General features: G+C 71.7%; 10 protein-coding genes. 5 read left to right on the top strand and 5 right to left on the bottom strand.

All coding sequences use genetic code 11. The features are described from left to right. Positions 1–98 precede the first annotated feature (98 nt). From AC07YS_RS27740 to phnD (AC07YS_RS27730), 3 genes are all read right to left on the bottom strand, one after another. Positions 99–476 carry a DUF2628 domain-containing protein gene (locus AC07YS_RS27740; protein ID WP_495269587.1) on the bottom strand — a complete coding sequence of 126 codons (378 nt, stop codon included), beginning with the start codon at positions 474–476 and terminating at the stop codon, positions 99–101. Between the two features lie 263 nt (positions 477–739). Continuing rightward, positions 740–1,777, bottom strand: a complete 1,038-nt coding sequence (gene phnD, locus AC07YS_RS27735; RefSeq protein WP_495269586.1) for a phosphate/phosphite/phosphonate ABC transporter substrate-binding protein — start codon at positions 1,775–1,777, stop codon at positions 740–742. Further along, complete coding sequence (gene phnD, locus AC07YS_RS27730) at positions 1,774–2,823, bottom strand: phosphate/phosphite/phosphonate ABC transporter substrate-binding protein (protein WP_495269585.1); 1,050 nt, start codon at positions 2,821–2,823, stop codon at positions 1,774–1,776. Before phnD (AC07YS_RS27730) ends, phnD (AC07YS_RS27735) begins: the two co-directional genes overlap by 4 nt. A gap of 164 nt (positions 2,824–2,987) precedes the next feature. Here phnD (AC07YS_RS27730) and AC07YS_RS27725 point away from each other — a divergent pair, with 164 nt between their 5' ends. The 4 genes from AC07YS_RS27725 to AC07YS_RS27710 all read left to right on the top strand — a co-directional run bounded on the left by AC07YS_RS27725 (position 2,988) and on the right by AC07YS_RS27710 (position 8,903). Next, positions 2,988–4,895 carry an ATP-binding response regulator gene (locus AC07YS_RS27725; RefSeq protein ID WP_495269584.1) on the top strand — a complete coding sequence of 636 codons (1,908 nt, stop codon included), beginning with the start codon at positions 2,988–2,990 and terminating at the stop codon, positions 4,893–4,895. A gap of 226 nt (positions 4,896–5,121) precedes the next feature. Further along, positions 5,122–6,132, top strand: a complete 1,011-nt coding sequence (locus AC07YS_RS27720) for an ABC transporter substrate binding protein (RefSeq protein WP_495269583.1) — start codon at positions 5,122–5,124, stop codon at positions 6,130–6,132. Next, the gene (locus tag AC07YS_RS27715) at positions 6,129–8,117 is read left to right on the top strand and encodes a hybrid sensor histidine kinase/response regulator (protein WP_495269582.1); all 1,989 of its coding nucleotides are present in this window, start codon (positions 6,129–6,131) and stop codon (positions 8,115–8,117) included. The genes AC07YS_RS27720 and AC07YS_RS27715 overlap by 4 nt, the downstream gene beginning before the upstream one ends. Before the next feature lie 6 nt (positions 8,118–8,123). Then, entirely contained in the window at positions 8,124–8,903 is a 780-nt protein-coding gene (locus AC07YS_RS27710) for a hypothetical protein (RefSeq protein WP_307587690.1), read from the top strand. Here AC07YS_RS27710 and AC07YS_RS27705 read toward each other — a convergent pair. Beyond that, a complete protein-coding gene (locus tag AC07YS_RS27705; RefSeq protein WP_495269588.1) occupies positions 8,861–10,606 on the bottom strand; it encodes a glycosyltransferase family 2 protein in 1,746 nt (581 codons plus the stop codon). The two genes, AC07YS_RS27710 and AC07YS_RS27705, sit on opposite strands and share 43 nt — an antisense overlap. 47 nt (positions 10,607–10,653) lie before the next feature. On the opposite strand from AC07YS_RS27705, the gene AC07YS_RS27700 reads away from it, so the two are divergent. After that, a complete protein-coding gene (locus AC07YS_RS27700) occupies positions 10,654–11,520 on the top strand; it encodes a glycosyltransferase family 25 protein (protein WP_495269581.1) in 867 nt (288 codons plus the stop codon). Positions 11,521–11,533: 13 nt separating this feature from the next. On the opposite strand, the gene AC07YS_RS27695 is transcribed toward AC07YS_RS27700, so the two are convergent. Further along, the gene (locus AC07YS_RS27695) at positions 11,534–17,011 is read right to left on the bottom strand and encodes a beta strand repeat-containing protein (RefSeq protein WP_495269580.1); all 5,478 of its coding nucleotides are present in this window, start codon (positions 17,009–17,011) and stop codon (positions 11,534–11,536) included. Position 17,012: the final 1 nt, after the last annotated feature.

The following is a 17,012-nucleotide window of genomic DNA, read 5'->3' as shown; positions in this document are numbered from 1 at the left end:
GAGGAAAACAGGTCGCGCAGTTTGCGAGTCGCCTCGCGATCACACTGATAACAATCGTCAAACTCCACGCACACCTTGCGCCATGCGTGGGATTTTTCTCAGAGCGCCCCGGGCTTCGCTGCCGCTGCCGCATGCCCCTGAATCAGCGCCATCTCCACATTGGCGGCTTGCACCACCGCGATCTCCTCATAGCCCCTGCGAATCTGTTGTCCCACGCGCAAGGCGTTCCCACCCATACCGAACCCCACTGACACGATGACAGAAAGCACGTTGAGCAACCCGTCCGTGGCTGCCGTTCCTATGGTGTCTTCTCCGAGGATGATGAGCATCGCCAAGCCCATAAGGCCCAGCCCCACCCACCACATGCGATGGAAAAGGGCCCAAAACGCCCCGAAGAAAAACCCCGGCCAGCTCCAGCCGTCCTTGATGGCCTGCACACTGCCGAGGGGGTCCCTGAATATCTTGTAGGTCTTCATTGCGTGACTGCCTTCCCGATAGAGATCGTTGTTGTCGGATGCGGGCTCTCGCCCCGTCCTCTCTCCGACGCGCAACGCACACCGCACAAAGCCGTTCGCAAGAACGCCTTCGACGACAACAGCCTTCACCCGGAAAGAGGTCGCGCAGTGTGGAAGCCACCACGCGTTTGCATTGACAACAATGGTCGCCCGCCGCGGCGTGTCTTCAGATACCCGCGCAAAGCGCGTGATTTGTCATGGGCGCAGCCTGCGCGGGCCGTGCCTCAGCGGGAAGCGCTCGACGCCTTCAGCGCCTCCACCTGCGCCGCATACGCCTTCTCGATCCGCTGCAGCCGCTGCTCCCGTGCCGCATCGTTGACCCACGCCGCCGACAACGCGCGCTGGCGCCCCAGCTGGTATTCCAGCTTGGCCTCCGGCAGCAGCGCGCTGTCGTCCGCCGCGACGTAGCCGTACGCCGCGCGCAGGTTCTTCAGCACCTCGCGCTCGGCGTCGGCGCGCGGGCCCTTGCCCTTGCCGTAGCCGACGAGGAAGGCCTGCAGCCTCGCCTGGAACTCGGGCGGGTAGTCGCGGCGCACCACCATCGGTGCGCCGGGCGGTGGCTCGGACTCCCAGATCACCTGCAGCCGCGCGGCCTCGACCGGGAACTGCTGGCGGAAGCGCTCGAAGTCGGTGGTGTTGTTGGTGGCCACGTCGGCATCGCCGTTGGCCACGGCCAGCGCGGTGGCCTGGTGGGTGCCGACGAACTCGCTGCGAAAGCGGGTTTCCATCTCGATCTGGTTCGGCAAGAAGAGCTGGCTCTGCGGCACGATGAAGCCGGTGACCGAGCGGCTGTCGCCGCGCGCGAGCCGCCAGCGTTCGGGCTGGGCCAGCAGGCCCTCGAGCGTGTTGAGCGGCCCGGTCTTGCGCGCCAGCAGCACGGCGCGGTGCTCGGGCATGCCGTCGCGCCGCGCGATCTGCGCCACCACCTTCATGCGCCGCTGCATGACGGCGTCGAGCGCCATCTTGGCCGAGAGAAAGGCCATGTCGATCTCGTCGCGGCCGATGGCACGGTCGAGCTCTTCGTACGACGGCACCGAGTACGCGCTGACGGGAAGGCCCAGCGCACGGCTCATGTCGGCCATGAGCGGCGTCCACAAGGCACGCGACTCGACGGTGCCGCCCAGCGGCAGCACGCCGAAGCGCACTTCCTTGATCACCAGCGGGCCTTTGGCGGAGGACGCTGGCGCAGGCTGCGCGCCCGCCGGCCATGGCGCCATCAGCGACGACGACAGGGCCAGCGCAAGCAGGGTCCGGCGGTTCAAGGGCTCACGTCCTTCAACACGGCGAGCTGCTCGGCGTAGCCGCTCTCCAGGCGCTGCAGCCGTGCCTGGCGCGCCGCGTCGTTGACCCACTGTGCGGTCTTCGCGTTCTGCATGGCGAGCTGGTAGGCCAGCTTGGCGGCGGGCAGCAGCGAGCTGTTGTCGGCGGCCACGAAGCCGGCCAGGTCGTGCAGCGACTTGAGCACCACGCGTTCGGCGTCGCCGCGCGCTCCCTTGCCGCGGCCATACGCGACCAGGAAGGCCTGCACGCGCAGGCGCAGCTCGGGCGGGTACTCGCGGCGCACGACGATCTGCGCGTGCGGGATCAGCTCCGACTCCCACAGCACCTGCAGCCGCTGCGCCTCGGCCGGAAAGCGCAGCTTGAAGCGCTCGAAATCGGCCGAGTTGTTGGTGGCCACGTCGGCCTCGTTGTTGGCCACGGCCAGCGCATTGGCCTGGTGCGTGCCGACCACCTCGCTCAGGAAGCGCGTCTCCATGACGATGTGGTTCGGTAAAAAAAACTGCAGCTGCGGCACGATGAAGCCCGACACCGACTGCCGCTCGCCGCGCGCCAGTCGCCAGCGCTCGGGCTGGTCGACGAGGTTTTTCAGCGTGTTGAAGGGCGGCGCCTTGCGCGTGAGCAGCAGCCCGCGGTAGCCGGGCAGGCCGTCGTGCCGCACGACCTGGGCCACGACCTTCATGCGCTTCTGGCTCACGGCGTCGAGCGCCATCTTTCCCGACAGGAACGCCATGTCGACTTCGCCGCGCTGGATGGCCTGCTCCAGCGCTTCGTACGAATTGACGGAGAGCACGCTCACCGGCCGCTGGATGGCGCGGCTGAGTTCGGCCAGCAGCGGGTCCCAGTCGCTGCGCGACTCGAAGGCTCCGCCCAGCGGCAGGATGCCGAAGCGCACCGGCGCGTCCGCGGCGGGCGCCGCAGCCTGCGCCGCCGCCGACAGCGGCAGCAGCAGGAGCCCCATGGCCAGCGCCAGGGCCGCACGGCGGCCGGTGCCGGGGAAACTGCCGAAACGACGCAAGAAGGCGTGCATGGAAGGAGCGGAAGACACGGGGCCCGCGGCGAGCCGGCGGGGTCTAACATGGGCGACGCGGACGCCATTACATCCCAAATGCGAGTCTTTCTCGTGATGTTTTTCCGGTCTTCCCTGTTCGGGGCCGTGGCCCTAAGCTCGCGCCCCATGCGTTCAAGGCCTTCATGAACTGGAACTTCCGCCTCCTGCGCGGGCTGGCCCGCCTCACCTTCGCCCAGCAGCTGATCCTGCTGGCGCTGGTGCCGGCGACGGCGGCCACGCTGGTGGCCATCGCGGTGCTCACGCGCCAGCACCTGGGCAACCTCACCGAGCTGATGCGCGCCAACGCGCAGACGGTGGCGCTGCAGGTGGCCACGGTGGCGCAGGCGCCGCTGGCGCGCATGGACCGGCGCGCGCTGGCGCGCACCGCGCAGACCGGCACCTATCAGCCGCACGTGCAGCAGGTGCAGATCTGGACGGAAGACGGCGAGATCGTCGCCAACTCCGAGACCGTCGACCGCCGCCGCGGCGAGGGCCTGCAGGTGGTGGTGCCGATCGTCAGCGACGACGGCCGCCACAACGGCAAGGTGATGGTCGAGATCGGGCTGGACGCGGTGCAGAGCGCGCGCCGCTCGGTCTGGCTCAACGTGGCGCTGGTGCTGGCCATGAGCCTGCTGGGCGTGGGGCTGGCCGGCTGGTGGGCGGCGCGCCGCATCAGCGAGCCGATCCGCGCGCTGGGCGAGGCGGTCGACCGGCTCGGCGCGGGCGAGGCCGCCAGCGTGGCGATCGAAGGCACCTCGGAGGTGCGCCACCTGCAGCACGGCTTCAACCAGGCGGCGCGCGCGCTCGCCGAAAGCCACCGGCTGCTGCAAAGCCGCATCAACGAGGCCACGGCCGAGCTGGCGCGAAAGAACCAGCTGCTCGAGGTGGCCAGCCAGGCCAAGACGCGGCTGCTGGCCGCCGCCAGCCACGACCTGCGCCAGCCGCTGCATGCCCTCACGTTGTTCTCCGACGGACTGGCCAACGGCGAGACCGACCCGGTGAAGCTGCAGCGCATCGGCCACATCCGCGAATGTGTGGATTCGCTCGACCGGCTGTTCTCGGAGCTGCTGAACCTGTCGCAACTCGACGCCGGCGTGCTGCAGCCGCAGTGGGCCGACTTTCCGCTGGACCGTCTGTTCGACGAAATCAGCCGCAACTTCCGCCCCGTGGCCGAGCAGCAGGGCCTGCGGCTGGTGGTGCGCAAGACCGAGCTGTGGGTGCGCTGCGACTACGTGATGCTCTCGCGCATCCTCAACAACCTGGTGTCGAACTCGCTGCGCCACACGGTCGAGGGCGGCGTGCTGATCGGCGCGCGCGCGCGCGGCAAGGGCGTGCGCATCGACGTGGTCGACACCGGCGTGGGCATTGCCGCGCACCACCAGGCGCGGGTGTTCGAGGAGTTCTACCAGGTCGAGCCGGCCAGCCGCAGCAACGCGCCCGGCGGCGCGCGCGGCATGGGCCTGGGGCTGGCCACGGTGCAGCGGCTGGCCGAGCTGCTGAACACGCGCGTCGAGCTCAGCTCGCGCCTGAACAAGGGCACCTGCGTGCGCGTGCAGGTGCGCGCGGCGCCCGCCGCGCTGCCGGCACCGGTGGCACCGGCACCCGCGGCGGCCAGCGCCGACGACGAGAGCAACGGCGACAGCCTGGCGGACCTGCGCATCCTCGTCATCGACGACGAGCGCACGATCCTCGAAGGCCTGAGCGTGGTGCTGTCCAACTGGGGCGCCACCGTGCTGGCCGCGCAGACGCGCGCCGAGGCGCTGGCGCTGGCCGACGGCTGGGACACGCCGCCCGACGTGGTGGTGAGCGACCTGCTGCTGCAGGGCGGCGACAACGGCCTCGATGTGATCGCCGCGCTCGAGCGCCACCCCAACGGCATCGGCGCCGGCACCGCGCGCCTGCTGGTCACCGGAGAGACCAAGCCCGACCGGCTGCGCGAAGTGGCCGCCGCCGGCATCGCCGTGCTCTACAAGCCGGTGTCGCCGCGCGTGCTGCGCCAGGCGATCCAGGCGCAGCGCGCGGCCGCGCTGATGGTGGCCGCGGGCCTCTGACACGGTACCTTCCCGGTAGGCGCCGGGTAGTCCGTCGGACATAGACCAAGCAGCCGCCGCGGTGTGATCTTCCTCACACGCGCAGGCCCTCGCGCATGCGGGCATAAGCCCTCCGCCTTATCGCGGGAAACAGGGCGCGTCCTTACATTGGACCATTGCCTCTCGCTGCACAAAGCAGTCCATGTCCGTCGCTGTGACCCTCCCCATTCCGCTTTTCTCCGGAAGAGTGCACCGTGCTGTCCACGCGCTGCTGGCCTTCGGCCTCGTGCTGTGCCTGGCCGCCGCGCCGCGCATGGCATCGGCGGCCACGCTGACGGTGCTCGTCGGCGACGACCAGGCCGCGTCGGCCGAGTTCGTGCAGCAGTTGCGCACCGGCCAGCCGGCCTCCGGCAAGTTCGAACTCGTGCGCATCGGACCGGGCGCCACGGCCGCGGAGCCGGCCAGCACCGACACCGAGCCCGCCGCCAACACCGGCGTGCGCACGCGCAGCCTGCGCACCGCGAGCGACGCGGGCCTCACCGTGGCGGTGGGCACCGCCGCCGCGCGCGCCGCCCTCGAGCGTCCCGGCGCCGAGCCGTTGGTGCTGGCCATGCTGAGCCGCCTCGACTACGAGACCCTCAAGGCCGCCAGCCCCGCTGCCCTGCGGCGCAGCGACCGGCGCGTGGGCGTGCTGCTGCGCGACCCGGCGATGGCCGACCAGCTCGCGCTGGTGAACGCCGTGCTGCCGCAGAAGCGCCGCCTGGGCGTCATCGCCACGCCCGAATCCGAACCGCTGGTGCGCGAACTGCAGCGCGCCGCGCAGAACGCCAACCCGGCCTGGGACCTGCAGGTCGAGATCGCGCCCGACGCGCGCTCGCTCGCCGCCGCGCTGCGCGCCCTCGTGCCGCGCAGCGACGCCCTCATGGTGCTGCCCGACCTCATCGGCGACAGCCAGGCCGCCACGCTCTCGGTGCTGCATGCCGGCGCCGGCGCGGGCCTGCCGGTGTTCGGCGCCAGCGAGGGGCTGGTGCGCTCGGGCGGCCTGGCGGCGGCGGTCTCCACGCCCGGCCAGCTCGCGCAACAGGCGCGCCAGCTCGGACAGAAAGTGGCCAGCGCAGGCAGCACCGGCAACAACAGCCCGCTGGTGGAAGCGGCCACGCCGGCCACCGTGCGGATCAACGCGACCGTGGCACGCGGGCTCGGCCTGCGTCCGCCGGAGGAACGGGAGCTCACCGAACGACTCGCAGCCCCGCGATGAGCACCACGCCGGTCCCCCCAGGCCCGCTGTCCCGCCCGACAGCGGCGGGAGCGGCCACGGCGACCGAATCGCCACCACCGCCCCCAGCTCCGGTCGCCGCCTCGCTCGTCGTGCGCGGCAACCTGCAGCGCGACCTGTTCCGCCTGGGCGTCGTGCCCTGCGCCGCGGTGGCGCTGGCGCTCACCGGCTGGTTCACGCACAACCGGCTGCAGACGCTCGAAGCCGCCTTCGACGCCGAAGGCCAGGCGGTCGCCAAGCAGGTGGCGGCGATGTCCGACCTGAGCCTGTACGCGGGCGACCTGCCGGCGCTGCAGAACGTGGCCTCGGCGGCGTTGCGCGGCGGTCAGGTGACGCGGGTGGAGATCAGCAACAGCGCCGGCGTGTACGTCACCGCCGGGCCGAAGAACGAATCGCTCGCGCAGCTGCGCATGTTCAGCGCGCCGGTCACCTTGCGCGAGGCCTCGCGCGCCAGCGCCTTCGCGCCGGCCGGCTCCACCACGGCGGGCGACACGCCCATCGGGCTGGTGCAGACCTTCCGCGACACCACCGCCTACACGCACGAACGCAGCCGCTCGCTCATCGCCGGCATCGGCATCGCGCTGGTCGCGCTGCTCGCGGCGTGGGCTTCGGTGCGTCACATGGCGCGCACGGTGGCGCGGCCGCTGCGGCGCGTGTCGCGCACCGTGGCGGCGCTGGAGGCCGGCCACTTCGAGGTGCGCTGCGACGTGGTCGAAGGCGGCACGCGCGGCACGCACGAGCTGGCCGTGCTCGCGCACGACATCGACCGCCTCGCCGAACGCCTGCAATACAACCGCCAGGTGAGCGAGGAGCGCGTGCGCGAGGCCACCGCCGTCGCGCTGCAGCGCATGGCCGAGGCCGAGCAGGCCGCCCTGTCGCGCGCGCGCTTCCTTGCCGCGGCAAGCCACGACCTGCGCCAGCCGCTGCATGCCATGGGCCTCTTCATCGACGGCCTGCTGCCCAGCGCCACCGAGGCGCAGCGCCCGGCCGTGCTGCGGCTGCAGGAGAGCACCGGCTTCATGGGCGTGCTGCTGGACGACCTGCTGGAAATTTCGCGGCTCGATGCGCAGGTGCTCACGCCCGCCATCACGCGCGTCTCGCTGGCCGCGCTGTTCGACCAGCTCGACGCGCAGCACGCGCCCGCCGCCAGCGCGGCGCAGGTGCGGCTGCACTGGCGCGACCGCGGCCTGGCGGTGCGCAGCGACGCGGCCATGGTGCAGCGCATCGTCGGCAACCTGGTGGCCAACGCGCTGCGCCACGCGCCCGAGGGCGGCACCGTGCTGGTGGCCGCGCGGCGCAGCCGGGCCGGCGTGCGCATCGAGGTGCGCGACAACGGCGTGGGCATCGCGCCCATCCACCAGGGCCGCATCTTCGAAGAGTTCTACCAGGTGGCCAACACCGAGCGCGACCGCCGCCGCGGCTTCGGCCTGGGGCTGGCGATCTGCGCGCGCATCGCCACCCTGCTGGGCACCCGCATCACCGTGCGCTCGGCGCTGCAGGCCGGCAGCACCTTCGCGTTCACGCTGCCGCCCGCGCGCAAGGCCGACGTCGCGCCGCCCGAGCCCGCCCCGGTCGCACCCGCGCCGCTGGCGGGCCTGCGCTGCCTCGTGGTGGACGACGACCCCGCCATCCTCGACGGCACGCACGCGCTGCTCACGCAGTGGGGCTGCGAGGTCGAATGCGTCACCACCGGCGCCGAGGCGCTGGCGCGGCTGGGCACCGGCGACATCGTCTACGACGCCGTGCTGTGCGACCTGCAGCTGGCCGGCGACGCCGACGGCGTGGAAGTGATCGACGCCGCCCGCCGCCTGCAGCCCGGCGCGCTCGCCGTGCTGGTGTCGGGCGCCACCGGGCCCGAGGTGCTGCAGCGGCTGCGCCACGGCGGCGTGACGCTGTTGACCAAACCGGTGGCGCCGGCCAAGCTGCGCGCACTGCTCACCACGCGACGCCACGCGCCCGGCGCCTGAACCTGCATGCCCACTGCCGTCGACCTGAAAGACGTCCGCCCCTTCGTCGCCACGCCCTGCCATGGCGGCGCGGTCGGCACCGAGTGCGCGCGCAGCCTGCTCGGCCTGGTCAACCTCGCGTGGACCCACGGCTTCGCGATGCAGACGCGCTTTCTCGACGGCGACAGCCTCGTCACGCGCGCGCGCAACCGGCTGGCCGCCGAGTTCCTGGCCGACACGCGCTGGACGCACCTGTTCTGGATCGACGCCGACATCGGCTTCGAGCCCGAGGCCGCGCTGCGGCTGCTGGGCGCGGGGCGCGACGTGGTGGCCGGCGTGTACCCGCACAAGAGCGACGGCTGGCCCGAAGGCGGCCTGCGCGCGCCGCTGCCGGCCGGCACCACGCGCGCCGACTTCGAGGCGTTGCATGCGGCGTTTCCGGTCAACGTGAACGACGCGGGCGCGCGTGTGGACGCCGACGGTTTCCTCGAAGTGCTGGACGCGCCCACCGGCTTCATGCTGATCGCGCGTCGCGTGCTCGAGCAGATGGCGCAGGCACTGCCCGAGCTGCGCTACACACCCGACCGCATGGACGACCCGGTCGCCGCGGCGCGGCCGCACTACCGCTTCTTCGACGTGTTTGCCGAACCGAACAACGGGCGCTACCTCAGCGAGGACTACGGCTTCTGCCGCCGCTGGCAATCGATCGGCGGGCGCGTGCACGTCGACACGCGCTCGCGGCTGTCGCACCAGGGCCTGCGCACCTACCGCGGCGACTTCGCGAGGACGCTGGGGTTGGGCGACTGAGCCGGTTCTTGCAGGTCGGGCGGCAAGGTGCGGCGGTCGTAGTCGCGGTCGGACTCGATGCGCATCAACTGCAGCCCCGGACCTTCTTGCGCGAGGTAGTCGTAGCCGATGGCCTGGAACTGCCGCGCCGGATCGAGCCGCGTGTAGAGATCGCGCCGCGCCACGCGGTCCGCATGCCGGATGCTTTTGAGGTGGTAGAGCCGGTAGCGGCTGTAGAACATCAGGCCGTGGCGCTGCGCGTCGTCGGGCAGCCAGGGGCCGTGCAGTTCCGAACTCGATTCGAACGAGATCTGCTGCGGCAACCGGAACAGCCGCGCGCGCGACTTGCGGCCCCACGGGCCATCGCTGCGCCAGGCGTCGGGCGTGTTCCAGAGTTCGCAGGACACGAGCGACAGGCTGGCAAGCTGGTGGTCGGGCAGCGAATCGATGGTGGCATGCAGATGGCGCAGGAACAGGTCTTCGTAGCGCTCGTCGGCATCGCACACCAGCACCCAGCCCGCGCCGTGGCGGCGCGCGGCTTCGAGCAGGCGGCGCTTGTTCTCGTTCTCGCGCCACACATGCGCGCCGTCGTCGCGCGGCGGGTTCGACAGCAGCTCCAGCAGCATCGGTTCGCGCCGCAGGATGTCGGCGGTGCCGTCGGTCGAACCGTCGTCGAGCGCGACGATGCCGTCCACATGGCCGCGCAGGTGGTCGAGGCAGCCCGGCAGACAGCGCGCCTCGTTGCGCAGCTGCAGCACGCAGACGATGCGCAGCCGCGAGGTGAGACGCGGTGCGATCGGCAGGCGCGTGCACCGCGGGCAATGAAAGGCGCTGGGCTCGTGGTGCAACAGGCGCGCGCAGACCTCGCACTGGCGGCGCGAGCCCATCGGCACCACGGGTGCGGCGACCAGCCAGGCCGGTGCTTCGGCGGGCCATGCGCTGGCGCTGTCGTCGCGCGCGATGCGGTTGAAATCGCGGCCCCTTCCGGCATCGCCTGCACGCGCCTCGTGCGGCGTGCACTTGATCCAGTCGACGTCGCGGTCGAACTGCTCGCCGCCCGTGCGCGTTTCGTCCGACAGGTGCAGCAAGTGCGCGTCCGGGCAGGCCAGCAACTGCCAGCCCGCCATCTCCAGGCGCACGCGCAGGTTGTCGTCGTCGCCGCCCCATTCTTCGAACGATTCGTCGTAGCCATGCACGGCATCGAAGGCTTCGCGCGCGCAGCACAGCGAGCCGTAGAAGCTCTGCAGCAGCAGCTCGGGCGGCACCTGGCGTGCGAAGACGGTGTCGACCGCGTCGGTGAGTTCGTCGAAGCGTGCGAAGCCGACGCGGCCGACCGCGACGCCGCGCGCGTGGCCCATTGCGGCGTGCAGCAGCAGGGCCGGCGCATCGCCGGCATAGGCGGACTCGGGCGAATGGACCAGCACGAAGCGCCCCGCGCTGCCGCGCACGCCGGCGTTGATGGCCTTGCACGGCGGGCGCCATGCATGTGCGACGTCGTTGACGAGCACCTTCCAGCGAATCTGCTGAAAGCGTTCGACCAGCGCCAGCACGCCGGCTTCCTCGCCGGGCTCGTCGAGTGCGATCACCACCTCGATGCCGGGCCGCGCCCAATACCCTGCATTCATCGGCAGCACGCGTTCGAATTCGGCAAGCTTGCGGTAGAAAGGCAGCACGACGCTGAGCCACGGACGGTTCGTGTCAGCCTCTCGACCTTCCGACGCCATGATGTTCACTGCATCGCTCCTTCAGCGATGACGCACCGGAGATGCCCATGCAAGGCTGCTACATCAACCTCGAGCGAAGCACCGAGCGCCGCGCCGCGATGGACGCGCAGTTGCAGCGGCTCGGGCTGACGCAGGTGCACCGCCTGGCCGCCATCGACGCGCAGGCACTCGCGCCAGGCAACACGGCGATCACGCCCGGCGAGCGCTCCTGCTTTCTCTCGCACACCGAAGCCCTCGCACGCGCAAACCCCGACGCGGCACTGTTGGTGCTCGAAGACGACGCACAGCTCAGCGAGGCCCTGCCCACCGTGCTGCGCAGCGGCGCGCTCGCGCAACTGGAAGCGGAAGGCTGCGACATCGCGTTCCTCGAATGCCAACCCGTGACCTCGACGCAGCACCTGCTCGCGCTCTGGCACAGCCTGCAACGGCGCCTGCCGCCACAAGGCAGTGGCGCGCCGCGCCATGCACTGTCGGGCATCGACTTCCTCGACGCACGCACGCTCTACAACTGGGGCGCGGTCGCCTACGTCGTCACGCCGAAGGGCCTGCGCGTGCTGCCCGCGCTGCTGCAAGAGGCGCTCGCGCACGGACCATCGCAACCCTACGACCTGACGCTGGGCAGCTTCCTGCGCGACGGCCGCCTGCAAGGCGTGGTGCTCGCGCCCTTCCTCGCCACGCCCGCATCCGACAGCCATGCCGACAGCACCCTCGGCAGCCCCGCGGAATCGGCGGCGCACGACGTGCTCGGCGGTGCGTTGCGGCGCCTGTTCTTCGCCGGTCCGCTCGAAGGCCTCGAGGCCCATGTCGCGCCGTGGCGGCACGCGCCGCTCACCGACGACCCGCAGCTGCGGCTGCTCGCGGACCTGATGGCGCAGCTCTTCGTGCTCACGGCCCGCGATCCCGCGCCGCGCTGACACGCGTTCGGTCTCAGAAGTCCGAACAGCCGTTGCGCCGCTCGGTGTTCACGCAGCTCAGCAGGTTGGGCCGCGAGCGCACGCGCGACCATTCGCGCGCCAGCACGTCGGCGCCCTGCTGCGCGCGGTCGCCGTCCAGCGGCCCGGTGGCCAGGCAGATCGGCGCCTGGCCGATGTTCCGGTCGTACAGGTACGAGGTCAGCGGCTCGCGCACCACGTCCACCGAAGGCAAGAGCGGCAGGCCGCTCACGCGCAGCTGGCCCGGCACCACGCGCACCGCGTAGCCCTCGGCCGAGGTGAAGCTGCCGTTGATCGGGTACAGGCCCGTCGGGCTGCCCGGCAGCGCCGGCGAGAACATCGAGCCGCTGAAGCCCGCGCCGGTGTCGCCCAGAATCAGCCCCGTGATGCTGTAGATGAAGAAGGAGTTGGGCGCGCCCACGGTGCGCGACGCGTCGGCGATCACGATGGTCGCCGTCGGCTGCTGCGCGTAGATGAAGTGGTTGTCGCCCGGCGTCACGGTCACGGTGCACAGGCCCAGGTAGGCGCAGTGATAGAAGTTGGGCAGCGGGCCCGAGCCGGCCAGGCCGCCGCGCGTTTCGCCGACCCAGGTGTCGGCCCACACGCGCCACAGCGCGCCCGAGATGCCGTAACCGCCCGGGTTCTGGAAGCGCGCCGCCGCCACGAGGTCGGTGCCGCTGGTGCTGCTGACCGGCGCGCCCAGCGTGAGGTCGCCGCTCAGCGTGCGCACGAACACGGTGTTCGCGGCCATCGAGTCGGCCGACGTCACCTGCGGCAGGTTGCCCGCCGCATCGAAGCCCGTGACCGACACCGGCCCAATGGTGACCGCGTTCGCGTCCACGTAGGCAAAGCCGCCGGCCGCACCGCCGCCCACCGTGGCCACGTCGTTGCCCGGGTTGCGCAGATCGACACTGCCGTTGCGCGAGCGCGCGAGCAGCGTGCCCGCCGTGATCGTGCCCGCGCCCGACTGGCTCACGTTGCCGGCCGACAGCAGCCCCAGCGTCGCGGCCGAGACCGGCGCGTTGAGCGCGATGCCGCCGCCACCGCCTTCGTTCTGCAAGGTGAGCGCACCGGAAGTCGTGAGCGCGCCCGCCACCGTGATGGCGCCCGCGTGCGTGGTGCTGCCTGCGACGATGGTCGGCGCCGACAGCTGCGCGAACTCCGCGCCCGACACCGAGAAGCCGTTGACCGTCGGCCCGCCCAGCACGATGGGCGTGGCCGTGTCGTCCGACGCGACCATGTTGACATCGACCCCGCCCGGGCGCAGGTCGATGGTGCCGGCCGCGACCACCGGCGCCTCGATCACGATCGAATCGCCGCTGCCGTCGTTGCTCGCGCGCAGCAGCACGTTGCCGCTGCTGCGGATGCCGGGCAGCGCGCCCGGCGCGGTCGGTGCGCCGCCGGCCTGCAGCACGACGCCGCGCCCGCCGTTCTGCGAACGGCCCGTGACCTCGATGTTGCCGCCGCCCGTGGTGACGAGCTGCGCACCGTTCTCCAGCCGCACGCCGCTGTCTTCGGTCACGCCCGGCGCCGAGGGGTCGTTGTTGAAGTTGTAGCCGCGCACCGCGATGTTGCCGCTGCCGGTGGTGATGGAGCTGCCGCCGTTGATGAGCACGCCGTGCGCCGCCGCGAAGGTCGACGAAGCCTGGCGCCGCGCCACGCCCTGCACCGTGACGTTGCCGCTGGTGGTGCTGATGGTGCTCGGGCCGAGCTGGCCGCTGGTGATGACCACACCGCTGTCCCACGTGGTCGAGGTGCCGCGGATGTCCACGTTGCCGGTGGCGGTGGCGATGCGCGCGCCCTGCAGCAGCACGTCGCCGCCCTCGATGCGCACGTTGCCGCCCGCGCCCGCGTCGCTCTGGCCGACGCGCGTGTCGACCTGCACGTCCTGCGTGAGGATCACGGTGCCGGTGGGCGCGCCGGGCTGGCCGCTGAGCAGCGACACGTTGCCGCCGTCGGTGACGACCTGCCCGCCGTTCAAACGAATGAAGCCGCTGCCGGGCGTGCCCGTGCCCACCGCGTTCATCGTCACGCTGCCGCCCTGCGTGAGGATGTTGCCCCCGAAGTCGATGAAGCCACTGTTGCCCGAGGGCGTGCCGTCGGGGTTGACGCCCGCGTTCATCACCACGTTCAGGTCGTCGCCGCCGGTCGCGCGGATGGTGGTGCCCGGCGTGCGCGTCTGGATGCCGCTGGCGGCGTCCAGCTGCAGCGTGAGCGGGCCCTTGGAACCGGTGTAGTTGATGTCGACGTCGGCGTCGAGCGTGATGACGCCGCCACCGCCCGTGCCGGTGCCCGTCGTGATCTTCACGCTGGTGCCGCCGTTGAGCGCGGTGTTGATGTCGCCGTCCTGGATGGTCGAGTTGGCGACCGCGTCGTAGGGGTTGGTCGGCAGCGTGCCCGCGGCCGTGCCGTGGGCGATGGTGAGGTCGAAGGGGTCGATGAACCACTGCCCCGCCGCGCCCACCGGTGCCGACGCGTCGACGCGCGCGCCGCGCAGGTCGAAGCGCCCGGCCGAGGTCTCGATGCGCCCGCCGTCGCCGCCGGCCGCGCCGCCGCGCGCCGAGAGCTGGCCATGCGCGCGCAGCGACTCGGTCGCCACCACCTTGATGCTGCCGCCGTTGCCCACGCCCGTGCCCGCGTTGGCTTCCAGGTGCGTGTTGCCGCCGACGGCGATGGCGTTGGTGGCCGCGATGTCGATGCTGCCGCCGCCGGTCGCGCCGCTGGCGTCCAGGCGCGCCACCGCGGGCGAGCCGTCGGAATTCGTGGCGCCGTCGATCAGCACGTTGCGCCCTTGCACCGAGATGCTGCCGCCCTTGCCGCTGTCGCTGGCCACCGAGGCCAGCGTGCCGACGCTGGTGCCCACGCCGGAGATGAAGGTGACCATGCGCATCGAGATGTCGGTGCCCTGGGCGTCGATGGCGATGGTGCCGCCGTCGGTGCGCAGCGCCATCGGATGGTCGGCGTCGGCCGTGACGGCCACGCCGTAGGTGGGCGTGGTGGACGGCGTGATGATGATGTCGGGGCTGCCGAGCGTGGCGCTGAAGCCTTCGCTGCCCGCGTGGCCGATGACGTCGATGCGCCGGCCCGCGCCGGCCGAGACCGCGCCCCGGATGGCAACGCCGTTGCCGCCGCCGGCCGACATGTTCCCCGCCGCGAAGCCCGTGTCGGTGCGCAGGCCGTCGAGGTTCGCGCCCTGGCCTTCGATGCGCACATCGCGCTCGCCCGCGACGGTGGCGTCGTCGATGACGACCGCCGTGCTGGCGCCCACCGCGGCGCCGCCGATGTTGGAAGTCCAGGTCGGGCCCTGGCCCTTGATGCCGATGTCGCCCACCGACTTCAGCACCGCACCGCTGCCGATGGCCACGCCGCTGCGCCCGTAGCCCGCGAGGCCGTCGAGCTGCAGGCCGCCGGCGCCCGCTTCGACCGTGCCGCCCGTGATCGACACGCCGTTGCTGCCGCGGAAGATGAAGTCGCTGTTGTTCTGGTCGTCGATCCAGGTGCGGCCCTGGCCGCGCATCGCGATGCGGCCTTCGCCGCTGGTGGTGACCTGGCTGCCGGCCAGCGTCACGCCGTCGCGCCACACGAAGTCGCCGGTGTCGCCGCCGAGCGGGACGATGCCGCCGATGGCGCGGCCGTTCTGCGCATCGCCCTGGCCGAAGAAGCGCACGTCGCCGCCGTTGGCCGCGATGGTCGCGCCGGTCAGCACGATGGCGCCGGCATAGTCGGTCTCCGCAGAAGGGTTGCCGCTGCTGTTGTTGATGTTCTTCGCGTTGGTGGCGACGCGCCCGGTCGCGTCGGCGTTGAAGTCGACGTGCAGCGCGCCTTGCTGAGATGTGATGGCCGAGCCCTCGTTCATCACGATGCTGCCGGCCGAATCGACGCGCAGCCGCGCCGTGCCGCCTTCGCTCTTGACGACCTGCACGCCGGGCGCGAAGGTCACGCCCGCGCCGAGGCCGGTGCGCCCGCTCGCCAGCGTCACGTCGGTGCCGCGGCCCAGCGTGTCGCCGACACTGCCGGCGCTCACCGAGCCGCCGGTGAAGGCCGGCAGTTTGCTGTCATACGCCGGCACGTTGCCGGCCTCGACGATGCCCAGGTCCGACTGCTTCGCGCTCACGCGCCAGCTGCCGTTGGCGCCGCCTTGCGCGCCACCGCCCGCATCGACGCGCACGGCCTGCACGCGCACCGCATCGGCCTCGTTCGAGATCGCACCGCCCTTGCCGGCGCCCGCGCCGCGCGCGGTCATCTCGCCGTAGGCCTGCAGCCGCGACTCGCGCTCGGGCGCCGGATCGGCCTCGCCCACCAGGGCCTGGCCCTGGGCACTGGCCGTGGTGACGGTGCCGCCGGCGCCGCCCGTGGTGGCGTCCGCGCGCAGCACCGAGGTGGACGACAGCGCCACGTCGTAGCCATGCACCGACACGCTGCCGCCGCCGGCCTGGCCGCTGGCGTCGATCACCGCGCGCTGGTCGCCACCGCCGGTGCCTTCGATACGCACCTGCCCCGCCGCGATGCGGATGGTGCCGCCGTGCTGCCCCGCGCCCATGCCGGTGGCGTCGAGCGTGCCGCCGTTCATCTCGATGCGGTTGTTGCTGCCGGCGCCAAGCACGATCTCGCCGTTGACGTTCTCCAGCGTGCGCGCGCGCACCGTGCCCGACTGGTTCACCACCAGTTCGCCCGCCGTGGTGGAACTGCCGATGAGCATCACGCGCCCGCCATCGGCCTGCAAGGTGGCGCCTGCGGCGTTGACCACCTTGGCGCTGGTGGCCATGGCGTCGGCTGCGACCACGAGGTTGGTGAGCCCGTCGTTGCCCAGGTCGAAGCTGATCCTGCGGCCCGAGGCCAGTGCGACGGTGCCGCGGTTGGCGGTGATGCTGCCGGTGTTGGTCACCTCGGCGCCCATCAGCACCACGGGGCCACCGGTGGCGGTGAGCACGCCGGCGTTGCTCACCACCTTGGCGTTGGCGTCGTCGCGCAGGAAATCGAGCTTGGTGCTGGCAGCAGTGAGGAAGTCGTTGTCGGTGGTGTTCAGTGCCAGCGTGGAGGCCACGAGACCGCCCACGTTGACCGTCGCGCCCTGGCTGAACACCACGCCGCTCGGGTTGATGAGGAACACGCGCCCGTTGGCCGTGAGCTGGCCGGCGATGGTCGAGAGCTCGCCGCCCGTCACGCGGTTGAGCAGGATGCTGGACGCGCCCATCGACTGACTGATGTTGACCGCGTCCTTGGCACCGATGGAGAAGCTGTTCCAGTTGATGATCGCGCGCAGCGATGACTGCGAGATGCCCAGCGCCTGTCCGCCCGCGCTGGAGGCCGACGTGGTGCTGCCCACGGTCACGCCGCCCAGCGTGGTGTAGCCGTTCGGGCCGAAGCTCGGCAGGATGGTTTGTGCCAGCGCCGGGGCCAGGCCCATGCAGGCAATCGAAAGCGCCAGCGGACGCAGCGGATGCCGGGGTTGGAAGGTGGTGCGGGGCTTCATG

It is taken from the genome of Variovorax sp. GW458-11-26-14-LB1, from assembly GCF_059423965.1.
The sequence above is the reverse complement of the archived record's forward strand: the minus strand, read 5'-3'. Positions and strand labels throughout refer to the sequence as shown.

Coding starts and splice junctions, on each gene's coding strand:
- AC07YS_RS27740 (WP_495269587.1), bottom strand. CDS start 476: ATGAAGACCTACAAGATATTCAGGGACCCCCTCGGCAGTGTGCAGGCC.
- phnD (WP_495269585.1), bottom strand. CDS start 2,823: ATGCACGCCTTCTTGCGTCGTTTCGGCAGTTTCCCCGGCACCGGCCGC.
- AC07YS_RS27725 (WP_495269584.1), top strand. CDS start 2,988: ATGAACTGGAACTTCCGCCTCCTGCGCGGGCTGGCCCGCCTCACCTTC.
- AC07YS_RS27715 (WP_495269582.1), top strand. CDS start 6,129: ATGAGCACCACGCCGGTCCCCCCAGGCCCGCTGTCCCGCCCGACAGCG.
- AC07YS_RS27710 (WP_307587690.1), top strand. CDS start 8,124: ATGCCCACTGCCGTCGACCTGAAAGACGTCCGCCCCTTCGTCGCCACG.
- AC07YS_RS27705 (WP_495269588.1), bottom strand. CDS start 10,606: ATGGCGTCGGAAGGTCGAGAGGCTGACACGAACCGTCCGTGGCTCAGC.
- AC07YS_RS27700 (WP_495269581.1), top strand. CDS start 10,654: ATGCAAGGCTGCTACATCAACCTCGAGCGAAGCACCGAGCGCCGCGCC.
- AC07YS_RS27695 (WP_495269580.1), bottom strand. CDS start 17,011: ATGAAGCCCCGCACCACCTTCCAACCCCGGCATCCGCTGCGTCCGCTG.